The following is a 20,695-nucleotide window of genomic DNA, read 5'->3' on the forward strand; positions in this document are numbered from 1 at the left end:
AAACTCACACTCGTGGCAACCCCCGATGACTTCGACCAGGTGCGGAACGATCCGGACCCCATCCGGCGTGGACAGAGGGCGACCGACCTCATGACCGTCTACCAGCAGCGCGCCACAGAGCTTGCGCGGTTGCGCAAAGCGGCCATTGAGGAAGCGCATCGCGAGCGGGGGATGAGCTACACCGAGATTGCAGAACTACTCGGGCTCACAAAGGGCCGTATCAGCCAGATCCGCACCACCGCACCGAAGCCCGAGCGGGCGTTCTTCGGTGTCGGTCCCGTGGCAGTCGGAATCCCTCGCCGTTTCGGCTTCGAGGAAGGACGCGAACGCCCCTTCTTCGACGCCTCCGATCAGGCAACACAGGAGGCGCTCGAAGCGACTCTCACACGGCTGTCGCTGGCATCTAGTCGATTCGCGATCGATCCAGACACCGCCGAGGTGCCGCAAGGCGACACGGTGGTCATCTGCGGCCCCAAGTCCGCACCTGTTGCGCGGCGACTCCTCGAAGGCGATCCTTTGCTCGACTTCGAGCGCACAGAAGAAGGTTGGTGGATCACCGATGCGCACACTGGTACGCGCCACCAATCACCCTTCCGCCGAGACGGGACCACGCTCACCGACATCGGCTACTTCTCGCGCCGAGCCGACGAAGACCGAGTGATCATCCACATCGCTGGTATCACCAGCGTCGGATCGCTCGGAGTCGCGCACTGGCTCGATCACAATCTCGCGACCCTGTTCAACCCGTCTCTTCGATTTGTCTGCGGCGTTGTCGAAGCGGACTTCGACACAAACTTCACCATCACCGGCAGCCGCCTCATTGTCGGCCCCTACCGTCCCGAAGGCTGACAGTTATGCAGGTTGCCGCAGCCCAACTTCCCGCCCAGTCCGGCGATGATCGAATCGTCACCACCGACGATTCAGTCGCCGTCCTTGATGGGGCCTCGTGCTTCGCGGCCGATGGCGTGCCCGCCGCGACGTACGTAGACACACTCAGCGAGGAGTTAGCCCACCACCTTCGGGGCGAGAACCGTGACTTGCCATCCGTCCTGTCAAGCGCCATCGCGGCCACAACAGTACGACTCAACTTGCATCCTGGCTCTGCCCCTTCAAGCACTGTCGCAATGCTTCGAATCAACCGAGAAACCGTTGAGACTCTGGTGCTCGGAGATTCGACCGCCGTCGTAGGAACGCCAGAAGGCACGTACGACGTCGTAGTCGACGACCGTCTTGCGCAGCTCGACTTACCTGAGTCCAGGCTCTACCGGAGCCGCCTGGAGTCAGGTGCAGGGTACGACGCCGAACATCGAGCCATCCTCGCGGAACTACAGAGAAAGGAACGGCTCAGCCGCAACCGGCATGGCGGCTACTGGATCGCCGAGGCCGATCCCCGCGCGGCGACTCACGCACTTGCTGCAAGCTACCCAAGATCGCAAGTCAGTTGGGCCGCCCTTGCCACCGATGGAGCGGCTGAGATGCTTGCGCCACTTGGTATTACGTGGCTTGACGTTGCACGCCTAGATTCCTTCGGGCTGGCCGCGATTCTTGCCCGCGCTCATCGTTGGGAAGCAGACGACGACCCTCACGGCCAGCAGCGACCACGCGCGAAGCGCCACGACGACAAAACGGTCGCCGTGATTCACCTCTAGCTAGCTTCGCCCGTGCTTGTGCGAGTTGTTGCCGAATTTCGCCATACAGGATCAAGGGCGGCGCTGGCGCGCCGCCTACGCGGCGCACCGCGCCGCGACGCGCAACCGCCGGCCTCCGCAAGCTGCGGCAGGCGGGCGCGTCGGTGCGTTGCCCCGCGTTTGGCGACGTGGCAGAACGTGCCCTGTTCCTATCTGGCCGCTTTCTCAACGTCCTCGCAGTGCTGGGCACGCCGACAGCCGTACCCGACTGACCTCCCGCAGTCGAGTGCAGTCCGTGCTGCGATGTGCCAGTCAACCGGCTGTGGTCACCAAAGCCAACACTGCTGTCAGAACGGTCCGATACCCCGCCCGAAGCGACGGGCAATACCTGCGGCATCGGCAGAGGGAATTGTGTACTGGATGCCAGGCCGCTGGGCCATTGCGGCAGGACCCTCGCGCTTCAGCTCTTCGAGGACTTGCTCTTGAACGAGCTTGATCTGCTCCTCCAGGTAGTTGACCCAGCAGCGGGCAAGGTCCCTAAGCCCGATCGCCAACTCGACACCAGCCGGTAGACCCCTGATAGTCAGCCAGCCGACGCCCGCGACCGGATCTTGCTGGCCGCTCTCCCCCGCGTGGCACAACCCCCCAACCATCACTGCCTCGAAAGGGCTCACAGAATGCGCGACGTGCTTGTCCCGCAGGTCGCAGACAAATCTGTGCAGCTGCCGAGCAGCTCCAGGCTCGTTCTGAGGCAGTTGATCAAGCGCAGCGGATTCCAGCTTTCCGCGTACGCCACTGCCGAAGCATCGGGCGTAGGCGATCACCGCAGCCGAGAACAACGCTTGCTGCAGGACCCAACGCTTGTCCTTTCGCGACTCATCTTGACTCGGATCGGGTTGCGGCTCCTCCTGCATCAGGGTGGCGACCTGGTCGAACGCCTCGGCGACAAACGTCATGTCCTCACGGATCCCCAAGAACTTGTAGAGCTCTTCGACGTGCGGGACATCCTCAATATTCACCAAGGGAAGGGCATTTTCCTCTGGGGCAACACTCAAGGCGAACGCTCCATTCGTAGGGGCCGACCCTGCTATCCAACCAGCTGCACCATAGCCGGAAGGTACGACCAGTCCTCGCCAAATAGGCGCGACCTTCGGCCGCGTGGCCCTACTGGGTGGTGGCCTGCATTGTGTTCCCGCGCCCCTCCAGCGTCAAGAGCGCCTATGGCGTCACTACGTGATGGCTTCGCCACTCTTGACCCCGGAGCCTCTACGCGCGAAAGGCAGGCTGATAGGGGCAGGCGCAGCCAGCCCGCCGTTGTGTACAGGCCACCACCCAGCAGGGCCAACGTGTGGTGCCGTCTACAGGCCGTCTACAGGCCGTGGGACACCAAAAACAGGTCAGAACGCGCGAGAACCCACGAGACGGTACATGCAGCTCAGGAGCGGTTTTCGCGAGATGTCACCAAGTCAGCCGTATCCGGCCGCAAGATCCTGGACATCTTCGAAGGCACCCAGCAGATCCAGCAGCTGATCGTCGCCCGCCGCGTCCTCGGTAAGACCAGCGCCGAGCTGAAGTGATACCGGCTTAGACGATCCGGGTAGCGAAATCCGGTGCGAGCTTCTCGGACTCGCACCGGATTTTTCGTTTCCAGGCCATCTAGCAATACGAATGACGTGTCCACCGAACAGATTTGGTGATCAGGCGGCTATGGCTTCCGGACCGGATGTTCCGTATTCTTCGCGCACATGTGGAGCATTGTTCTCATTTCGATCGTCAGTTGTTTCGTGATCGCCGCTGGATTCGCGTGGGGGTTGCCCGGCGACTGAGGCATCTCAGGATCGGGTTCGCTCGCCGTCTTGGATGTCGCGATGCGGCGCTCCGGTGGAGGATTCACGGTCGGCCGCTTGTCCCGCTGCTTGTCGCATGCGTCGGTCGGCGATCCGGGGTTCGGTGTCGGCGGGGATCACCAAAAGGGTCAGGCTGGTGCCATTGCGTCCGACCAGTCGCATGGTGTCGGAGGGCTGGCCGGTGACCGGGCTGTGGATACGGATGCCGTCGTCGTCATCTATGCGGCGCTGGGCGAGGCTGATGGCGTTCAGTCCGGCGGGGCGGCACTCCGGCGCGCGAGCTGGGCGGCGGTGAGGTCGGCCGTCCAGAGGGGCTGGAGCATGTGCCAGTCGGCGGGGTGGGCGGCGATACCGGCGGCGAAGCGATCGGCCAGCGCCTGGGTGGTCTCGCCTACTCCACGGCTGGTGTCGAGCGGGGGATCCACGTGGACTCCCCAACCGTCCGGGGTGAACCAGCAGTGCACGGGGAGCAGTGGCGCGCCGGTGTCGATCGCCAACCGGGCCGGACCGGCGGGCAGCCGAGCGGGCTCACCGAAGAAAGTGACCGGTACGCCCGTGCCGGACAGGTCGCGTTCACCGAGCAGTCCGACTATCCGTCCCTGCCGGATCCTGGCGAGCAGCTGCGGGAACGGCGGCGTCGCGGTGCCGGTGAGCGGGATGATCTCGAAACCCAGACGTTCACGGAAACGGACGAAGCGCCGGAACAATGATTCCGGCGCGAGCCGCTCCGCGACCACAGTCGGTGAGCCGACGCGCTGCACCAGCCAGACTCCGGCCAGGTCCCAATTACCGCTGTGCGGCAGGGCGAGCACCGCGCCGGTGCCGCGTTCGACCGCCTGGTGGATGTGTTCCAGCCCGGTCGCCGAGGATTCGATGGTGTCGGCCAGTCGCACCGGGTCCATCGACGGCAGCCGAAAGGCTTCGCGCCAGTACCGGGCATAGGAGCGCAGGCTCGCCCGGACCAGCGTATGCGGCACCTCGTCCGGTGCGGTGCCCAGGACACGGGAGAGATTGCGGCGCAACTGGTTCGGTCCACCGTCGCGGGCCGCGCGTTCGGCGCCCGCGTCGAAGAGGCGGACGGCCAGCGATTCCGGCAGGGCGCGCACCAGCCGCCAACCGGCGGCGTAACCCAGGTCCCAAACCCTGCCGGCGGGATGCACTAATCGCCGCCGGAGTCGACCGGTCCCGCTTCGTCGGTCGCCGCGGACGGCGTCGCGGCGACGACGTCGCTGAATACGGGCATGGGAACGCCGGCCGTAGGCGCGCCGACCTCGGCGGGCTCACTCGGATGGCTGAACAAAGGTGACCGGTTACTTCGATGCATTTCTCTGGATTCTCCGCTCATTCGCGATCGATGACGCCCGATTGGGTGGCGCACCGTACAGATACGGTCACCAACGCCGCGGATTCGGCGGTCGCCTCGAAACCCACACTACCCTCGGCCAGACCATACTGAACGGTTTATCGACCATGCGCCCCCGCAGGCCCCCGGTCGGCAGCGACATCGGTTGACGCCATGATGTCCACGAGCGGGCATCCGAACGCCCTCGGCGACCCGTTTCGCAGAGGCTCGCGCGGCGTGGAAACCGCTGCGCCCTATGATCCCTCGCGCTCGGCCCCGCTGACGAGCACGCCGCTGCGTCGATGAGTCGACGACACGATCACGCCATTCGGCGCTCACCCCTGGACAGGCGGCGCACCGACCAGGCAGCCTATCGCCCTGAGTCGCTGGATCGACGAATCAGCGGACGTATTTCACTCGAGCTGTACCAGAAAACTTCGAGGAGAACTGGTTATGCAACGACTGAGTCTTACGCGTCGCCTCGCTACCGCCTTCGCCGCCTCCGCGGTGCTGGTAGCGCCCTTCGCCGGGCATGCCGCCGCGCGGCCTGCCACGGTGGACTGGACTGCCGCCGCGCAGCAGCTGCGTGCCGCCGCCGTCGGGAACGCGGCAGCCGAGCAGGCGGTGGATCGGCTGATCGCCTCCGGGCAGCCGGCCGAGGCCGAGCAGGTGGCCTTGCCCGCGCAACCGTTCCAGATTCCCGCGCAGTCGGATATCGGACGAGGAGAGGGGCCCGGCGTATACGGATCGGGAATCGCCCTCGGGGTCGACGGATTCCGTCTCGGGTTCTTCGGCGGACCGGGCACCATCTCGCCGAACCAGGGCGGCGCGAAGCTCGAAGTGCTGTGGGTCAACCTGGCCAACGGACGCAGCGGCACCGAACTTCTCTACGAGCACAACGATGTTCCGGTGGACACCACCATTCGCACCCGCGCCCTGGACACCGGCGCGGGCCCGGTCGTCGCCGCGGTGTACGGATCGCTGTGGCACCGCTGGTCGGTGCCGGTGAGCGACGAGAACCCGGACGGGTACGCCTACCGGCTGGGCACGATCTCGGTCCCGTCGTTCGGCGCCGTCTACAACTGAACTCGCGGGCTCCGGCTCCCGCCGCCCGCGGGACCGGAGCCCTCGGTTTGTCGGAGAATACGTACTTCCGTAACTTTTGGATTCGTGAGTCTGGAAGACCGAGTCGCCGAGCTGGAGCGGCGGCTCAGCGCGCTGGAAGAGAACGTACGGCCGGAGAGCCTTCCTCCGGTCACCGCGGAGTGGGCGGTGGCTCGCCTACAGGAGGAGTTCGCGGCGGCCGACGAGCCCAACGGCGGCGTCGTCTTCGCCGGGTCGGTCCGCCTGCCCAACGACCAGCAGCGCGCATGGCAGGCCAGGTTCACCACCGGCGACCTCATCGAGGACGACTGGGCCGAGACCGCCGAATGCCTTGCCGCACTGGGCAGCCCGGTCCGGCTGCGTCTGCTGCGCGAGATCATGGGCGGGCGCAGAACCGCGGCCGAACTCGCCGGGGTGGACGGTGTCGGCGACTCCGGCCAGATCTATCACCATCTGCGGCAGCTGGCCGCGGTGGGTTGGCTGCACACCGCGGGCCGCGGCCGGTTCGAGGTCCCGGCCGCCAGGGTGGTTCCGCTACTGGTCGCCCTCGCCAGCGCCAGGCGCTGATCCGGGCGCCGCCCCGGCGGCGACGTATCCGGCCGTGGCGAGCACCGCGCCCATCTGCTCGTAGGCCGCGCGTTCCCGGGGCGCGATCGTGGCGAGGCCGTCGACGTAGCGGTTGAACATGCAGAACGCGGCCGCTACCAGTACCGCGTCGTGGATGTCCTCGTCTTTCGCACCCGCCACGCGCGCCTGCTCGACGTCCTCGGGGGTCACCGCCAGCCCGGACTGCCGCACCTTGTCCGCGATCCGCAGCAGTGCACGGAGTTTCGGATCGATCGCGGCGGACTCCACGTCTTCGATGACGGCATCGATCACGTCGCGCCCGCCGTCCACCAGCACCGCCGCCGTCGCCGCGTGCGACTGTGTGCAGAAATAGGTCTCGTTGCGCGAGGACACGTACGCGGCGATCGTCTCGCGCTCCCCCGGCGTCAGCGGAGACGACCCACGCAACAAGGTTTGCGCGAACTCGCTCAGCGCCGCGCCGGTTTCGGGTTTGAACGCGAACAGACTCCGGATGCCGGGCAGATCGCCGGGAACGTCGATGAACGGTTTGCGGTCCTGCGGATCGGACATCGGCCGCATCTCCCTTCGAGCGGGCTCGGGACGTTGCGAGGGTATCGCTACCCGCCGGTAGCCACTGGCCGAAACCCGGAATCGGGCGGCACACCGCTCCTACCAGCGGCGGACGCCACCGATCCGAGACTGATTTGTCCGGTTCAATTGTGACCTGTCACACTCCGCACTGCTACGGTGGCAAGTCAACACGCCGTACCGGTTCGCTAGGTCGAGGACCGACGCGAGGGTTTTGTGGAGGTAATTCGACATGAACTTGGCCCACACGCTGGAGGCCGTGAAGGCACTGGGTGTGCTGCGCTCCCGGGGTGTCACCGATCCCCGGAAGCCACTGGAAACGCTGCGGACGATGAAGGAATCGCGCATCCTCGGCCCCCAGGCCACCTTGATCAGGCACTCCGCGCGGGTGGCGCCGGACGCGCCCGGCATCGTGGACGAGGCAGGCGCCCTGACCTACCGCGAACTGGACGACCGGTCGACGGCCGTCGCCCGCGGCTTGCAGGCGGCGGGCATCACCGAGGGCATGGTGATCGGCCTGCTCGCGCGCGACCACCGCGGCCTGATCATCGCCATGGCCGCCGCGGGCAAGCTCGGCGTGCGCGTGGCACTGATGAACACCGGGTTCGCCAAGCCGCAGTTCGCGGAGGTGTGCGAGCGCGAGAAGGTCAGGGCGGTGCTGCACGACAGTGAGTTCCTCGGCCTGCTCGACGCGCTGCCCACCGACCTGCCGCGCTACCTCACCTGGGTCGACGAGGGCACCGCGCTGCCCGAGGGCGCGCAGACCCTCGATGATCTGGTCGCCGCCAACTCCGCCGATCCGCTGCCCGCGCCGAGCAAGCCCGGTGGCTTCATCATCCTGACCAGTGGCACCACCGGCCTGCCGAAGGGCGCGCCGCGCACCAAGGTCACTCCGCTGTCCACCGCGCAGATGGTCGATCGCATCCCGTTCCCGCAGCGCGGCACCCAGGTGATCGTCTCGCCGATCTTCCACAGCACCGGCCTGGCCACCTGGCTGGTCGGCGCGGCCCTGTCCAACAAGGTGGTGGTGCGCCGCCGGTTCGACGCCGAGGCGACGCTCGCCCTGGTCGCCGAGCACAAGGCCGACATGCTGGTGGCGGTGCCCACGATGCTGCACCGGATGGTCGAGCTCGATCCGGCGATCCGGGCGAAGTACGACACGTCCTCGCTGAAGGCGATCGTGCTGGCCGGTTCGGCGCTGTCGCCCGAACTCACCATCAAGGCCACCGAGGCGTTCGGCCCGGTGCTCTACAACCTCTACGGCTCCACCGAGTGCGCCGTGGCGACCGTGGCGAATCCGGAGGATCTCGCACTCGCGCCCGGCACCGTCGGGCGCGCGCCGATCACCTGTGAAGTGCGGCTCTACGACGAGAACGACCAGCGCGTCACCGCCATCGACACCACGGGGCGGATCTTCATCCGCAGCGGCGCGCCGTTCGAGGGCTACACCGACGGCAGGCACAAGCAGATCATCGACGGCTACATGTCCAGCGGCGACGTCGGCCACTTCGACGAGAACGGCCTGCTCATGGTGGACGGCCGCGACGACGACATGATCGTGTCCGGCGGCGAGAACGTCTTCCCGCAGGAGGTGGAGAACCTGCTGCTGGAGCGGCCCGACGTCTTCGACGTGGCGGTGGTCGGCGTGGACGACGTGGAGTTCGGAAAGCGCCTGCGCGCTTTCGTCGTTCCCGAGCCGGGCCACTCCCCCGACGGCGAGGAGATCAAGGCGTACGTGAAGAACAACCTGGCGCGGTACAAGGTGCCGCGCGAGGTGGTCTTCCTCGACGACCTGCCGCGCAACGCGACCGGCAAGCTGCTGCGCCGCGTGCTGGTGGACTACGAGGTCCAGGCCTGATCCGCAGCGGGCCGGGCTTTTCCGCCCGGCCCGCTACCAGCGGGTAGCACCCGCTGAGATACATGACACAGCCGGTTACACGAGCTTGCTACTGTTAGCGCCAGCACTGGGTATCGAAATTGCGGTCCGCACCACCCGGAGGACCACCGGGTGACACCGCCGGAAGGTTGTCGTCGATGTCTCTTTCCCTCCCCGCGCTGGGCGGCACCGCCCGCAAGGCGGGCGATCTGGCCCTTGGCGTGAACGTGATGGTCAAGCGGCGGCTGTTCAATCCGCTGCGCCCCGACCACGCGGCGCGGTCGGCGTTCAATATCTTGAAGTTCGGCCCGTTCGCCGGGGTCGTCATGCACGCCGCGCAGACCAGGCCGCACGCCGTGGCCATCGTCGACGAAGGCGGGGAGCTGACCTTCGGCCAGCTCAACGAGCAGTCCAACGCCCTGGCCCGCGGATTGCAGAACAAAGGCATCAATCCCGGTGACGTGGTGGCGATTTTGGCCCGCGACCACCGCGGCATGGTGCTGAGCCTGCTGGCCACCGGCAAGCTCGGCGTGCGCGGGGTGCTGATGAACACCGGGTTCGCCAAGCCGCAATTCGCCGACGTGGCCGAGCGGGAGAACGTCAAGGCGGTGCTGCACGACAGCGAGTTCATCGACCTGATGAGCGCCATCCCCGCCGCGATCCCGCGCATCCTCACCTGGGTGGACGAGAAGGACAACGCCGATCCCGCGATACCGACCATCGACTCGCTGATCACCGGGCAGTCCGGCGCAGCGCTGCCCGCGCCCGCCAAGCCGGGCGGCATAGTCATCCTGACCAGCGGCACGACCGGCACCCCCAAGGGCGCGCCACGCGACCGGGTCAGCCCCTTCGCCTCGGCTCAGTTCATCGACCGAGTGCCGCTGCCGAACAACGGCACAATGCTCATGGCGGCGCCGATCTTCCACGGCACCGGCCTGTCCCAGTTCACGCTCGGTCTGGCGCTGGGCAATCGGGTGGTCTTCCAGCAGCGCCGTTTCAATCCCGAGCAGACGCTGGCGAATATCCAGACCTACAAAGCGGATTCGCTGGTCGTGGTCCCGACCATGCTGCAACGCATCCTCGACCTGGATGCCGACGTACTGGCGAAGTACGACGTCAGCAGCGTCAAGGTGATCTTCGCGGCGGGCTCGGCCATCGCGCCCGACGTGGTGACCCGCACGCTCGACCACTTCAACGACAGCCTCTACAACCTGTACGGCTCCACCGAGTGCGCCGTCATGACGGTCGCCACCCCCGAGGATCTGCGCAAGGCGCCGACCACCGCGGGCAAGGCGCCGGTCGGCATCCGGATCGTGCTGCTCGACGAGAACCGCAAGCCGATCACCGAGCCGAACGTCACCGGAACCATCTTCGTGGACAACGGTTTCGCCTTCACCGGCTACACCGACGGCCGCACCAAGGAGGTCGTCGACGGCATGATGTCCAGCGGCGACGTGGGACATTTCGACTCCGACGGCCTGCTCTACATCGACGGCCGCGACGACGACATGATCGTCTCCGGCGGCGAGAACGTCTTCCCGCTCGAGGTGGAGAACCTCATCGCGGGCCGCGACGACATCTTCGAAGCCGCGGTCGTCGGCGTGGACGACCGTGAGTTCGGCAAGCGGCTGCGCGCCTTCGTCGTTCCCGGCCCCGACTCCAAGCGCGACCCGCAGGAGATCAAGGACTACGTCAAGGCGAACCTCGCCCGCTACAAGGTCCCGCGCGAGGTGGTCTTCCTCGACGAACTGCCCCGCAATGCGACCGGCAAGCTGCTGCGCAAGCCGCTGATCGAGATGGAGGTCGAGGCGGGCTGATCGGCGCGCGGGCCGAGCCTTCCGGGGTAGGCCTGCCGATGCGGTCGGGCGCCTGCAATCGGTCGGCTATCATCAGCGGGTGAGTTATGAGTTCGACCGGTCCGCCGCGGGACGTCGCGGCGCCGTCGCGCGACTGCGCGGTGGTTCGGCCGGTGCGATCTCGGGGGCCATTTCCGTAGCGGCGCACGGCTGGGCTTCCGGCGGCATGCTGCCGGATACCACCGCGGTGGCGCTTCTCGCCGCCGCGTCCGCCGTGATCGGGGCGCTGGTGGCGAACCTGGCCCCGTTGCGCGAGACGTCGTCCGGGCTGATCGCGGCGCTGATCGCCGGGCAGCTGCTCGGGCACTTCACCATGGGGATCAACTCGGGGCACCTGCATCACGGTGATGCCCAGCTGACTCCGGCCATGCTCGCCGCCCACCTGTGCGCGGCCTTCGCGGCGGCGATCGTGATCCGCGGTGCGGAAGCCGCGTACCGGATCGGGACCGCGGTGCTGCGCCGCGTGCTCCCGCTGCGCCACACCCCGTCCGTCGTCGCGGACCGCGCCCCTCTGCGGACGCTCCACCGCGACCGGGTCGTCCTGCGCGTGTTCGCCGCGGAGGCGTTGCGCACGCGGGCTCCGCCCTTCGCGGTCGTTCTCTGATTCCCTCCCCCACCCGGTGCACGTGGCGCCGTGGCGCGAGTACCGCTCACGTCACGGTCTTTCCCGTGCAGCACGATATCGCCGCGCACTCTCGTGCCCATACCTGAGCGTGCCGCCGCGATGTGCCGTCCGGGTCGCGAACCATCCTTCCGAGCCGCGGTGCGATCACGTTTCCTCTGATGAGCGCGTTCACCGTCGGCCGAAAGGTCGCCGCTTCACGTAGTTCCGCGACCAGCGTCCGCGAGGTACGCGCTGTCGCCGTAGTGGCCGCTTGTCCACGGCCACCGGGAAGCGGTGTGCGCCCGTCCGGGGTTCCCGCCGTGAGAAACGAAACAACCGTGAGTACAACAGAAACCATCACTTCCGACGCCGACTTGCCGGAGCCGTCGGACTCCCCCGCCGCCGCCCGCCGGGCCACCGCGCGCAACAGCTTGTACGCGCTGGCCATGCGGCTGCACTTCTACGCAGGAGTGTTCGTCGGGCCGTTCATCTTGATAGCGGCCGTCACCGGCGCGCTCTACGCCATCTCGCCGACTCTGGAGTCGATCGCGTCGCGTGATCTGCTGACGGTCACGCAGGCCGGAACACCGAAGCCGCTGTCGGAGCAGGTCGGCGCGGCCGTGGCCGTCCGGCCGGACCTGCCACTCGTCGCGGTCGCCCCGGCCGCGGGCGCCGAAGACACCACCCGCGTGCTGTTCAGCGACCCGTCGCTGGGCGAATCCGAGCGGCGGGCGGTGTTCGTGAACCCGTACACCGCGCAGCCGGTGGGCGACGCCGTCGTGTACGGCAGTTCGGGGGCGCTGCCGATGCGCACCTGGATCGATCGGTTGCACCGCGACCTGCATCTGGGCGAGCCCGGCCGGCTCTACAGCGAGCTCGCCGCGTCCTGGCTGTGGATCGTCGCGCTGGCCGGTCTGGTCATCTGGGTGCGCCGGGTGCGGGGCCGCCGGGCCCGCGACGGCTGGGGATGGCTCTGGGCGGCCGATCGCTCACAGCGCGCGCGGGGCCGCACCCTGAACTGGCACGGCGCGGTCGGGATGTGGGTGCTTCCGCTCGCGCTGCTGCTGTCGGCCACCGGCATGACCTGGTCGACCTACGCGGGCGAGAACATCACCGAATTGCGTGAGCAGCTCAGCTGGACCACACCCGCGGTCGGCACCGCCTTGCCCGGAGCCGTTGCGTCCGAGCATGATTCGGGCTCCGAGCACCACGGCGGCGGCCACGCGGAGCACGCGCCCGCCGACCCGGCCGACCGGATCGCCCAGCTGGATCGGGTGTACGCGAGCGCCCGCGCCGAAGGCATCACGCAGGCGGCCGAGATCGCCGTCCCGGCCGCGCCGGGCAAGGCGTTCGCGGTGAAGGAACGCCGGATGCCCGGCGTCTACACCGTCGACTCGGTGGCTGTCGACGGCGCGACCGGCGCGGTCACCGATCGACTGCCCTACGCCGAGTGGCCGCTGATGGCCAAGCTCACCAACTGGGGCATCCAGTTCCACATGGGGCTGATGTTCGGGCTGCTCAATCAGTTGTTGCTGCTCGCGGCGATGATCGGCCTGATCACCGTGATCGTGCGCGGCTACCTGATGTGGTGGCGCAGACGGCCGACCCGGGATGCGGGCCGGTTCGTCCTCGGCCGGGCTCCGCGACGCGGCGCGTTGCGCAAGTCCTCGCTGTGGCTGGTCATCCCGCTGGCGGCCGCCGCGCTGGTGGTGGGGTGGTTCGTCCCGCTGGTCGGATTGAGCCTGCTCGTCTTCCTGGTAATCGATGTGCTGATCGGCGTCGCCGGACGCAGGCGCGCCACCGCGTAGATCCCACATATCCACGGGCGAACGCCCGTTCTTCCACGACCTACCGAACCTCACAAGGTATGGCCGTCGCTTCGCCATGCCTCCGAAACCAAGGATTTCCATGCACATCACGAAACTCGCCCTGGCCGCCGCGTTCACGACGGCTGCCGTGAGCATCTGCGCGGGCACGAGTTCCGCCGCGCCCGCCGTTCCCGCGGACACCGTGTCCGCGGAGGCCACGTCGACGGAGCCCACGTCCGCGGAGTCCACACCTACCGAGACCGCCGCCGGGGGTGTCGGCTTCACCGCACACGCCACCGAGACCTCCAGCATCATCACCACCGATTCCGGCTCGCTGGTGGTCGAGGACCAGGTGCTGAAGCTGAAGGCCGCCGACGGCACCGTCGTCGCGGGCGCGCCGTTGACCTTCCACCTCGACGAGTTCGAATTCCCCATCGCCGCCGAGATCTCCGAGCGCACCGCGACGCTGACGCCACAGTTCGACCTGGCGCACGCGACCTACAAGCCGGTGGCCCTGCCGTTCGAGGACAAGGCGCCGTGGAAGACCGAGTACGACCGTGAGCAGGCCGCCTGGTCCCGTTTGACCAGCACGGTCGGCATGGGCGCCACCATCGGCACGCTGGTCGGCGGTATCGGCGGCGCCTCGGTCGGCTGCATCCTCGGCGGCATCGCCGGAGCGACCGTCGCCGCCGCCACCATCGTCGGCATGTTCGGCCCGTTCATCCCGGCCGCCGCCGTCGGCTGCCTCGGCGGCATCGTCGCCGTCGGCGCCCTCGGCACGGTCGCGGGCCAGATCCTCGTGACGGCCCCGGTCGCCGTCGGCGCGGCGATCATGTACTTCAGCACGATCAATTCGCCCATGCCCAAGGCACCCGAACCCCAGAAGTAGCCTTTTCGCCCCGGCCCCGGCCCCAGCGCCGGGGCCGGGGCTGCGGCGTCGTCCCGGGAGGAGTATTCATTTCCGACCCGGTCATCGGTCGATTCTTCTGAGTAAGAATCAAAGTGCTTGCGCGCGGTAGAGCTTCGCCGGTTCGATGCCGCCGAGTAGCGAGCGAAGGGGGGCCGCAACGTCGATGTTTAGGGGAAAAATCCGACCGCGAATACGAAAATTTCTCATACCCGACACTATCGACACTGCTCAGGTTGAGGGTGAAAGATTATACCCGACGGTCACTGTCGCCCGTCCGGGGGAAATCCAACAACATCGTCCGATGATTGGACTTCCAAATGTTTATCAAGAAATTGGTGGCTACCGCCCTGTTGGCCGTCGCGTCAACGGGGATAGCAATGGCCACAGCACACGGTGAGGGCACCCTGGCAGACCTCACGATGAACGGGGTGGATGGGCCTATCTCCTACACGACAACGCTGGCGGCGGATCACCGCACCGCTACCGTCGATCTGGCTTCGGGACGTTTCGAGGTCACACCGGCAGCGGTCAACGTGCTCTCCGACGAGGGCGCGATCGTCGGTGCGATCCCGACGACACTACGTATGGAGACCGGTCAGAATTTCAGCGTCATACCAACGCTCGATCCGTCGGCTAGGACGCTGACACTGACACCGGCGGCCGGCGTGCCGTCACCCGGCGCGGTCGCACCCGAGGTGCAGGGCCTGATGCACGACGCCCTGTTCGGCGGTGCCGTGTTGGGCGCGGCGATCGGTTGCGCGATCGGCATTGCCATCGGCATCTGGTTCTTCATCGTCGGCGCCGTCATCGGTTGCGTGGTCGGCGCAGCCGTCGGTGCGTGGTTCGGCTTCTTCTTCACGCCGTTCTGATCGATACGGAGGACCGAATTCCAAGTATCTACACGAGCCGGGCGGGTCACGAACCCACCCGGCTTTCTCTGTGAAAAATGCGCCTGGGGTTCCGATATGCGGCGGGCTACGTCACGTCGTCGCTATCGCGAGGTCGGCGAGCAGGGTCCGTACATGTCGTTCGATCTGGTGGCGGATGGCACGCACGGTGTCGTGATCTTGTCCGGCGGGGTCGTCGAGTTTCCAATCGAGATAACGTTTTCCCGGATAGTAGGGGCAGGCGTCACCGCAACCCATGGTGATGACGACATCGGAGGATTCGACGGCTTCGGGGGTGAGGATCTTCGGTTTCCGGTCGGTGATATCGATGCCCATCTCGCGCATGACATCGGCGACGACGGGATTGATGCGGTCGGCGGGCGCGGAGCCCGCCGAGCGGACTTCGACCCGGTCGTGCGCGAGGTGAGCGAGCAAGGCGGCGGCCATTTGGGAACGCCCCGCGTTGTGGACGCACACGAATAGCACGGTTGGTTTGATCGACATTCGGCTCGGTGTCTTTCAGTGGGTTGCGGTGGTGTGGCCGGGGACGACGGCGTTTTCGGCGGCTGCGGCCGTGGTGGCCGGGTAGAGGACGGTGACCAGTGCGAGGCCGATGAGCGCGCCGATGATCTGGGCTGCGATGTAGCCGGGTGCGGAGGCGGGGGCGATTCCCGCGAAGGTGTCGGAGAAGACGCGGCCGACGGTCACGGCGGGGTTGGCGAAAGAAGTGGAGCTGGTGAACCAGTAGGCCGCCCCGATGTAAGCGGCGACCGCGGCCGCCGACAGCGCGGCGCGCCCGGATCGCGCGAGAGCGAAGACGACCGCGACGAGTCCGGCGGTGGCGATCACTTCGGCGAGGAGATGGCCGCCGGTGACGCGGTGCTGCGTCGAGATCTGCACCGCGGGCCGGTCGAACATGAGGTTCGCCAGGATCGCGCCCGTGCTGCCGCCTGCGAGCTGGGCGGCGATGTAACCGGCGAGATCTCCGCGAGGTAGACCGGTCCCGTGGCGGCGACCCAGTAGCCAGTCCGCGAGCGAGACGACCGGGTTGAGATGGGCGCCCGAGACAGGCCCGAAGACCAGGATCAACACCGCGAGCCCGAGCATGGTCGCGGTCGAGTTCTCGAGCAATTGCACGCCGATGTCGTTCGGCGACAGCTGCTGGGCGGCGATGCCGGAGCCGACCACGACGGTGACCAGTAGTGCGGTGCCGAGGTATTCGGCCAGCAGCCTGCGCGTCAGCTCGGTCATCGCGCCGCCGCTTCGGGAGCGGCGATATCCAATAGCTGGGACAGCTGCCGCAGCGCGGCGGGTTCGACGCGGTAGTACACCCACGATCCGCGTCGCTCACTGCTGAGCAGCCCAGCTTCGCGCAGCACTTTCAGGTGGTGGGAAATGGTGGGCTGGCCGACATCGAAGCCCTCCGCGAGTTCGCAGACGCAGGCCTCCTGCCCCGCGCGGCTGGCGACCATCGACAGCAGCCGCAACCGGACCGGATCCGACAGTGCTTTGAAAATGCCCGCCAGCTCCGTGGCGGCGCCGGTGGTCAGCGGTCGACGGACCAGGGGCGTGACCTCACACGACGGTGAGGTCACGCCGATCAGCGGCAACTTCGATTTCGACACTCATCGATATTGATATATATCGAATCCACGGGCAAGCGAACACTTGGTGAACCCGTGCCCCGTGCCGGATCAGTTGCAGCAGGTGGCGCCGGAGGCGACCGCCGCTTTCTTCGCGGTCGAGCCGCAGCAAGCACCTTCGGCGGCGGCTTCCTCGACGGTGCCGCAGCATGCCTGAACCGCTTCGGCGTCGGTGAGCCCGGCCGCACCGGCGGGGGCGGCGCCGAAGGTGTCGCTGTCGGCGAGGACGGTGTAGACCTCCCAGCGTTCGGCGTCCGGGCCGGCGACCCAGACCTTGTCCTGGGTGGCGAAGCAACAGGTGGTGGCCATCTGCTCTTCGGTGAACAATCCCGCTTCCGAGAGGCGCGTGATCTCGGCGTGCACCTGGCCGGAATTCTCGACCTCGACACCGAGGTGGTTGACACTGCCGCCGTGGCCGGGGTTCTCGATCAGCACGAGTTTCAGCGGCGGTTCGTCGATGGCGAAGTTGGCGTAGCCGGGCTTGCGCTTGGCGGGCTCGGCGGCGAAGAGGGTCGAGTAGAACTGCACGGCCCGGTCGATGTCGTCGACGTTCAGGGCGAGTTGGATGCGGGACATGACTACCTCCACTTGTGTGACATATATCGAAGAACTTCTCCGGTGCCGAGTCTGCCACCTTTTCGACATATGTCAACATAGTCGGTACTGTTGATCTCATGCCCAAGACGCTGCCCGTGATCGATATGTCCGCCCCGGTCTGCTGCCCGCCGGTCGCCGCCGGACCGGTCGACGACGCTGCCGCGCTGGAAGTGGCGCTGCGCCTGAAGGCGATCGCCGACCCGGTGCGCGTGAAGCTCTTGTCCCTGCTGCTGACCAGCCCTCCCGGCGAGGAGAACGGCGGCGACCTCGCCGCAGCCGTCGGAGTGTCGGAGTCGACGGTCAGCCACCACCTCGGCCAACTTCGCAAGGCCGGCCTCGTGGACTCCGAACGCCGTGGCATGAACACTTTCCACCGCGCCCGCCGCGACGCCCTGGCAGCGCTCTGCGTAGTCCTCGACCCGAACTGCTGCCGCTGATCGCGGTTCGCCGCAGCGATGTGCCACTCGTGCGCCGTCGGAAAGAGCTGCCGCGTGTGGCCGTCGAGGCAGACATAGTGGCTGGGCTTCGATTCGCCGCGGGCGGGGGTGTCAGGAGGTGTGGCGGTTGACGAGGAGGGGGATCAAGAGATCGAGCGGGGACAGTTCAGGGGCCGCGTTTTCGAGGGGGTGATCGAGAAGGGGGGCGGCGTAGAGGCGGCCGGTATCGGGTCCGGCCACCGTTCGGGCACTGGCGATCAACTCGTAGAGCACGATCGCGACCACGTGAGCGCGTTGATCGCTGGGGTGGCGGCCCTGGCACGCGGCGACCGCCAGTGCCGCGTCGACGGCGACGATGACGTCGGTGAGAACGGCTATCTCTGCTTCGGCGCGTTCGTCGTAGATCATGCGGTCGTCTCTGGGTCGCGCTGGTGGTCGTCGACCGCGGCGGGGCGACGGAGCGTCCCCATCAGGAATGTTCTGCACTGACAGGCCCTTCGCGATGGTCGGTCGAGCCGGGACCGGGGACGCAACGCCACCCGGCACGAGGTGTCGCGCACCATTCGGACATCCCGTCACACAGGGTTCGGTTGTGCGACAAGGTTTCCCGGTTCCAGGTACACAGGCCACAATGCCGGGGCAAAATGCCTGGTGGAAGGCAACGGACACGCAAGTTCGAGCAATCGGCAGCAACAACCGTTCAGCGGGCCGAGGGGGAACCGTGGCAGAAGTGACGATGTGGACCGGCACGGATGTGAAGACGCTCCGCGATGCGTGCAGGTTGACGCAGAGCGAACTCGCGGAGCTGCTGCGTTGCGGTCAACGGACGGTGAGCTTCTGGGAGAGCCGACCGAACCGCCACGTCGGTATCGGCCATCAAGCGCGGCTGGACAGGGTGTTGGAAGATGCGGACCATGGGGCGCGGAAGCGTTTCCGGGCGTTGATCGGAGACCTGGACGTGAACCGGCGACACTTCATCGCCGCCACCGGCGCGGTCATCGGCGTGGCGACGATGAGCGGAAGCGGTGGTTGTCCGACCGTCACGTCCGACGCGATCGGCCATCTGCGCAACACCGTGCACTCCGCACAACTCCTGGACGACCAGCTGGGGTCGGATGCGGCGCGACCGATCATCGAAGCCCAAGCGCAGACATGCGTGTCGCTGCTGCGCGACTGTCCGCCGAGTCTGCGCCCGGCACTGCAATCGCTGACCGCGGAGGCCATGGCCAGCAGCGCGTGGTCCGCGTGGGATCAGGGCGATCTGGATAACGCGGACAAGCAGTTTCGAATCGCCTATCGGCACGCGGACGAATCGGGTGACCCCGATATCGCGACCGGCATCCTCTGTCACAGGACCCAACTGGCTGTCCACATGCGCGAATTCCGAACTGCCGCCGCCCTCGCGGACGGGATGCTGCGGCCGCAGGTGAAAGACGGTCGCGTCGACGACTTCCGCAAGCTGTGCGCCGCGCAGGCATTCGCCTCCGACGGACGGAATTTCGACGCGTGGCGACAGCTGCTTCGAGTACGCGACGAATTCACCGAGCAGACGACTCCGGACGAGTCGTATTGCTACTACCAGAGCGCGTGGACGACCGGCGCCATGACCGCCCGCTGCCTGGAAACGGGTGGTGAGCTCGAAGCGGCGGCCGACACGATCGACGGCGTGCTGGGACTGATTCCGGCCCATGCGGCCCGCGACCGAGCCTTGTGGAATCTCAGCCTCGCGCGACTGACCGCGCCACGTGACGTCGACCGTGCGTGCGCGGCCGCCAGGCATGCCATCGACCTGGCCGCGCGGAACACCTCGCCGCGGCTGCGCCGGGCATACACCGAAACCCGGGCGGGATTCGAACCGTGGGCCACGACACAACCGGTCCGGGAGCTGGACTTTTACGCGGCGACCGTACTGGTGTAGACCTCGCCCTGTTTGTCCTCCCACCCCTCGGGTAAGCGATGAATGTCCCGAGTCGCCCCCAAGGGAGCGCTTGTCAACCGAAAGACGCCCGTCCACGCGAGATGGTGTGGGTGGGCGAGGAAAGGGGTAGCAAGTGAGCACAATGGCCGCCACTGTGGACGTCGAGGTTCCGGTTCGTACCGCCTACAACCAGTGGACGCAGTTCGAGTCGTTTCCGCATTTCATGGAGGGTGTCGAAGCAGTGGACCAGCTCGACGACCGGCACACGCACTGGCGTGTCCATGTCGGCCCGTCGACGCGTGAGTTCGACGCGACGATCACCGAGCAGCATCCCGACGAACGGATCGCCTGGAAGTCCGACAGCGGACCCAAACACGCGGGCGTCGTCACCTTCCATCGGCTCGACGACACCCACACCCGGGTGACCGCGCAGATGGACGTCGACCCCGAAGGGTTCGTGGAGAACGTCGCCGACAAGCTCGGGGTGCTGAAGCACCGCGTGAGCGGTGACCTCGAGCGCTTCAAGCACTTCGTCGAAGAACGAGGCCGCGAAACAGGCGCTTGGCGCGGTGATATTCCGCGACCGGGCGCCGCGGACACCGCTACGGAGCGCGGCGCGACTCCCCGCCCCGGCGCCGGCCAGACCGGCACCCCTGGTGTCGGCGGGACCGGCACACCTGGAATGGGCGGAACCGGTACGCCGGGCGTCGGTGGTACGCCGGGCACCGGAGGAACCGGCACCTGGCCCGGCGGAACCACCCGCCCCTGACGCCTGATCCGTGCGACAACCAGTGCCCCCCGGGTTTTCCCGGGGGGCACCGTCGTGTCAGGCGGAATCGCGCTCCTCATCGGCGCCCTCCGCCGGGCGCGGTTCGGGCGGCACCTGGACCGGGCGCAGCAAGACCCAAGCCACGAAGGCAAGCGCCACGGCCCCCATACCGAGCCCGGCCCAGAGGTTCACGTTGATCCCGCCGGTCTTGGCCTGCTCCGCCGCGGTGTCGTGTACCAGGCCGGTGACGACGAGAACGACCGCGTAGCACCCGAGCAACGCGCCGACGATGGTGCGGATATCGAAAAGCATTG

22 protein-coding genes and 1 pseudogene are annotated in these 20,695 nt (G+C 67.2%); 13 read left to right on the plus strand and 10 right to left on the minus strand.

The window, feature by feature from the left end; translation table 11 throughout:
- Window positions 1-12 precede the first annotated feature (12 nt).
- Window positions 13-849, plus strand: coding sequence for a nitrogen fixation protein NifE (locus ABZ420_RS04075; RefSeq protein ID WP_063025364.1), 837 nt, complete (start codon window positions 13-15; stop codon window positions 847-849).
- Between the two features lie 5 nt (window positions 850-854).
- Complete coding sequence (locus tag ABZ420_RS04080; protein ID WP_357116864.1) at window positions 855-1,649, plus strand: PP2C family serine/threonine-protein phosphatase; 795 nt, start codon at window positions 855-857, stop codon at window positions 1,647-1,649.
- A gap of 326 nt (window positions 1,650-1,975) precedes the next feature.
- Here the strand turns inward: ABZ420_RS04080 and ABZ420_RS04085 are convergent, their stop codons facing one another.
- The 3 genes from ABZ420_RS04085 to ABZ420_RS04095 all read right to left on the minus strand — a co-directional run bounded on the left by ABZ420_RS04085 (window position 1,976) and on the right by ABZ420_RS04095 (window position 4,635).
- Window positions 1,976-2,683, minus strand: a complete 708-nt coding sequence (locus tag ABZ420_RS04085) for a hypothetical protein (protein WP_357116866.1) — start codon at window positions 2,681-2,683, stop codon at window positions 1,976-1,978.
- Window positions 2,684-3,460: 777 nt separating this feature from the next.
- Complete coding sequence (locus ABZ420_RS04090; RefSeq protein WP_357116985.1) at window positions 3,461-3,805, minus strand: DUF5994 family protein; 345 nt, start codon at window positions 3,803-3,805, stop codon at window positions 3,461-3,463.
- A complete protein-coding gene (locus ABZ420_RS04095; protein ID WP_357116868.1) occupies window positions 3,724-4,635 on the minus strand; it encodes a phosphatidylinositol mannoside acyltransferase in 912 nt (303 codons plus the stop codon). The genes ABZ420_RS04090 and ABZ420_RS04095 overlap by 82 nt, the downstream gene beginning before the upstream one ends.
- Before the next feature lie 635 nt (window positions 4,636-5,270).
- Between ABZ420_RS04095 and ABZ420_RS04100 the strand changes: the two genes are divergently transcribed.
- Both ABZ420_RS04100 and ABZ420_RS04105 read left to right on the plus strand, forming a co-directional pair.
- Entirely contained in the window at window positions 5,271-5,903 is a 633-nt protein-coding gene (locus ABZ420_RS04100) for a hypothetical protein (protein WP_357116870.1), read from the plus strand.
- Between the two features lie 84 nt (window positions 5,904-5,987).
- Window positions 5,988-6,488, plus strand: coding sequence for a winged helix-turn-helix domain-containing protein (locus tag ABZ420_RS04105; RefSeq protein WP_040868881.1), 501 nt, complete (start codon window positions 5,988-5,990; stop codon window positions 6,486-6,488).
- Here ABZ420_RS04105 and ABZ420_RS04110 read toward each other — a convergent pair.
- Entirely contained in the window at window positions 6,456-7,058 is a 603-nt protein-coding gene (locus ABZ420_RS04110) for a carboxymuconolactone decarboxylase family protein (protein WP_357116872.1), read from the minus strand. The genes ABZ420_RS04105 and ABZ420_RS04110 overlap by 33 nt on opposite strands.
- Window positions 7,059-7,308: 250 nt before the next feature.
- Between ABZ420_RS04110 and ABZ420_RS04115 the strand changes: the two genes are divergently transcribed.
- The 6 genes from ABZ420_RS04115 to ABZ420_RS04140 all read left to right on the plus strand — a co-directional run bounded on the left by ABZ420_RS04115 (window position 7,309) and on the right by ABZ420_RS04140 (window position 14,999).
- Window positions 7,309-8,934: an acyl-CoA synthetase gene (locus ABZ420_RS04115; protein WP_357116874.1), complete on the plus strand. Its 1,626-nt coding sequence runs from the start codon at window positions 7,309-7,311 to the stop codon at window positions 8,932-8,934.
- 176 nt (window positions 8,935-9,110) lie between these two features.
- Window positions 9,111-10,769 carry an acyl-CoA synthetase gene (locus tag ABZ420_RS04120; protein WP_357116876.1) on the plus strand — a complete coding sequence of 553 codons (1,659 nt, stop codon included), beginning with the start codon at window positions 9,111-9,113 and terminating at the stop codon, window positions 10,767-10,769.
- A 79-nt stretch (window positions 10,770-10,848) separates the two neighbouring features.
- A complete protein-coding gene (locus tag ABZ420_RS04125; RefSeq protein ID WP_357116878.1) occupies window positions 10,849-11,412 on the plus strand; it encodes a hypothetical protein in 564 nt (187 codons plus the stop codon).
- 338 nt (window positions 11,413-11,750) lie between these two features.
- Complete coding sequence (locus tag ABZ420_RS04130; RefSeq protein WP_357116880.1) at window positions 11,751-13,220, plus strand: PepSY-associated TM helix domain-containing protein; 1,470 nt, start codon at window positions 11,751-11,753, stop codon at window positions 13,218-13,220.
- Between the two features lie 100 nt (window positions 13,221-13,320).
- The gene (locus ABZ420_RS04135) at window positions 13,321-14,109 is read left to right on the plus strand and encodes a hypothetical protein (RefSeq protein WP_357116882.1); all 789 of its coding nucleotides are present in this window, start codon (window positions 13,321-13,323) and stop codon (window positions 14,107-14,109) included.
- A gap of 338 nt (window positions 14,110-14,447) precedes the next feature.
- A complete protein-coding gene (locus ABZ420_RS04140) occupies window positions 14,448-14,999 on the plus strand; it encodes a hypothetical protein (protein WP_357116884.1) in 552 nt (183 codons plus the stop codon).
- 111 nt (window positions 15,000-15,110) lie between these two features.
- Here the strand turns inward: ABZ420_RS04140 and ABZ420_RS04145 are convergent, their stop codons facing one another.
- The 4 genes from ABZ420_RS04145 to ABZ420_RS04160 form a co-directional block, all read right to left on the minus strand.
- Window positions 15,111-15,521: an arsenate reductase ArsC gene (locus ABZ420_RS04145; protein ID WP_357116886.1), complete on the minus strand. Its 411-nt coding sequence runs from the start codon at window positions 15,519-15,521 to the stop codon at window positions 15,111-15,113.
- Window positions 15,522-15,536: 15 nt separating this feature from the next.
- Window positions 15,537-16,268, minus strand: a complete 732-nt coding sequence (locus tag ABZ420_RS04150) for an MIP/aquaporin family protein (RefSeq protein WP_357116888.1) — start codon at window positions 16,266-16,268, stop codon at window positions 15,537-15,539.
- Window positions 16,265-16,642: a metalloregulator ArsR/SmtB family transcription factor gene (locus ABZ420_RS04155; RefSeq protein ID WP_357116890.1), complete on the minus strand. Its 378-nt coding sequence runs from the start codon at window positions 16,640-16,642 to the stop codon at window positions 16,265-16,267. The genes ABZ420_RS04150 and ABZ420_RS04155 overlap by 4 nt, the downstream gene beginning before the upstream one ends.
- 69 nt (window positions 16,643-16,711) lie before the next feature.
- Window positions 16,712-17,236, minus strand: a complete 525-nt coding sequence (locus tag ABZ420_RS04160) for an ArsI/CadI family heavy metal resistance metalloenzyme (RefSeq protein WP_357116892.1) — start codon at window positions 17,234-17,236, stop codon at window positions 16,712-16,714.
- Between the two features lie 98 nt (window positions 17,237-17,334).
- On the opposite strand from ABZ420_RS04160, the gene ABZ420_RS04165 reads away from it, so the two are divergent.
- Entirely contained in the window at window positions 17,335-17,694 is a 360-nt protein-coding gene (locus tag ABZ420_RS04165) for an Rv2640c family ArsR-like transcriptional regulator (protein ID WP_040868902.1), read from the plus strand.
- Window positions 17,695-17,805: 111 nt separating this feature from the next.
- On the opposite strand, the gene ABZ420_RS04170 is transcribed toward ABZ420_RS04165, so the two are convergent.
- Window positions 17,806-18,102, minus strand: coding sequence for a hypothetical protein (locus tag ABZ420_RS04170; protein WP_357116894.1), 297 nt, complete (start codon window positions 18,100-18,102; stop codon window positions 17,806-17,808).
- 313 nt (window positions 18,103-18,415) lie between these two features.
- Here ABZ420_RS04170 and ABZ420_RS04175 point away from each other — a divergent pair, with 313 nt between their 5' ends.
- Window positions 18,416-19,612 (plus strand): helix-turn-helix transcriptional regulator, encoded by a 1,197-nt coding sequence (locus tag ABZ420_RS04175; RefSeq protein WP_357116896.1) that lies wholly within the window; start codon window positions 18,416-18,418, stop codon window positions 19,610-19,612.
- 133 nt (window positions 19,613-19,745) lie between these two features.
- Window positions 19,746-20,201, plus strand: a pseudogene (locus tag ABZ420_RS04180) (SRPBCC family protein); the annotation flags it as partial.
- 237 nt (window positions 20,202-20,438) lie between these two features.
- Here the strand turns inward: ABZ420_RS04180 and ABZ420_RS04185 are convergent.
- Window positions 20,439-20,693, minus strand: coding sequence for a hypothetical protein (locus ABZ420_RS04185; protein ID WP_357116898.1), 255 nt, complete (start codon window positions 20,691-20,693; stop codon window positions 20,439-20,441).
- Window positions 20,694-20,695 lie beyond the last annotated feature (2 nt).

The sequence above is a fragment of the Nocardia sp. NPDC005745 genome, from assembly GCF_040630775.1.
GTDB lineage: Bacteria > Actinomycetota > Actinomycetes > Mycobacteriales > Mycobacteriaceae > Nocardia.

Excerpts from the sequence above, each read along its gene's own strand:
- ABZ420_RS04120 (WP_357116876.1), top strand. The coding sequence starts at position 9,111 with ATGTCTCTTTCCCTCCCCGCGCTGGGCGGCACCGCCCGCAAGGCGGGC.
- ABZ420_RS04160 (WP_357116892.1), bottom strand. The coding sequence starts at position 17,236 with ATGTCCCGCATCCAACTCGCCCTGAACGTCGACGACATCGACCGGGCC.
- ABZ420_RS04080 (WP_357116864.1), top strand. The coding sequence starts at position 855 with ATGCAGGTTGCCGCAGCCCAACTTCCCGCCCAGTCCGGCGATGATCGA.
- ABZ420_RS04150 (WP_357116888.1), bottom strand. The coding sequence starts at position 16,268 with ATGACCGAGCTGACGCGCAGGCTGCTGGCCGAATACCTCGGCACCGCA.
- ABZ420_RS04110 (WP_357116872.1), bottom strand. The coding sequence starts at position 7,058 with ATGTCCGATCCGCAGGACCGCAAACCGTTCATCGACGTTCCCGGCGAT.
- ABZ420_RS04140 (WP_357116884.1), top strand. The coding sequence starts at position 14,448 with ATGTTTATCAAGAAATTGGTGGCTACCGCCCTGTTGGCCGTCGCGTCA.
- ABZ420_RS04170 (WP_357116894.1), bottom strand. The coding sequence starts at position 18,102 with ATGATCTACGACGAACGCGCCGAAGCAGAGATAGCCGTTCTCACCGAC.
- ABZ420_RS04165 (WP_040868902.1), top strand. The coding sequence starts at position 17,335 with ATGCCCAAGACGCTGCCCGTGATCGATATGTCCGCCCCGGTCTGCTGC.
- ABZ420_RS04145 (WP_357116886.1), bottom strand. The coding sequence starts at position 15,521 with ATGTCGATCAAACCAACCGTGCTATTCGTGTGCGTCCACAACGCGGGG.
- ABZ420_RS04135 (WP_357116882.1), top strand. The coding sequence starts at position 13,321 with ATGCACATCACGAAACTCGCCCTGGCCGCCGCGTTCACGACGGCTGCC.
- ABZ420_RS04115 (WP_357116874.1), top strand. The coding sequence starts at position 7,309 with ATGAACTTGGCCCACACGCTGGAGGCCGTGAAGGCACTGGGTGTGCTG.
- ABZ420_RS04185 (WP_357116898.1), bottom strand. The coding sequence starts at position 20,693 with ATGCTTTTCGATATCCGCACCATCGTCGGCGCGTTGCTCGGGTGCTAC.
- ABZ420_RS04100 (WP_357116870.1), top strand. The coding sequence starts at position 5,271 with ATGCAACGACTGAGTCTTACGCGTCGCCTCGCTACCGCCTTCGCCGCC.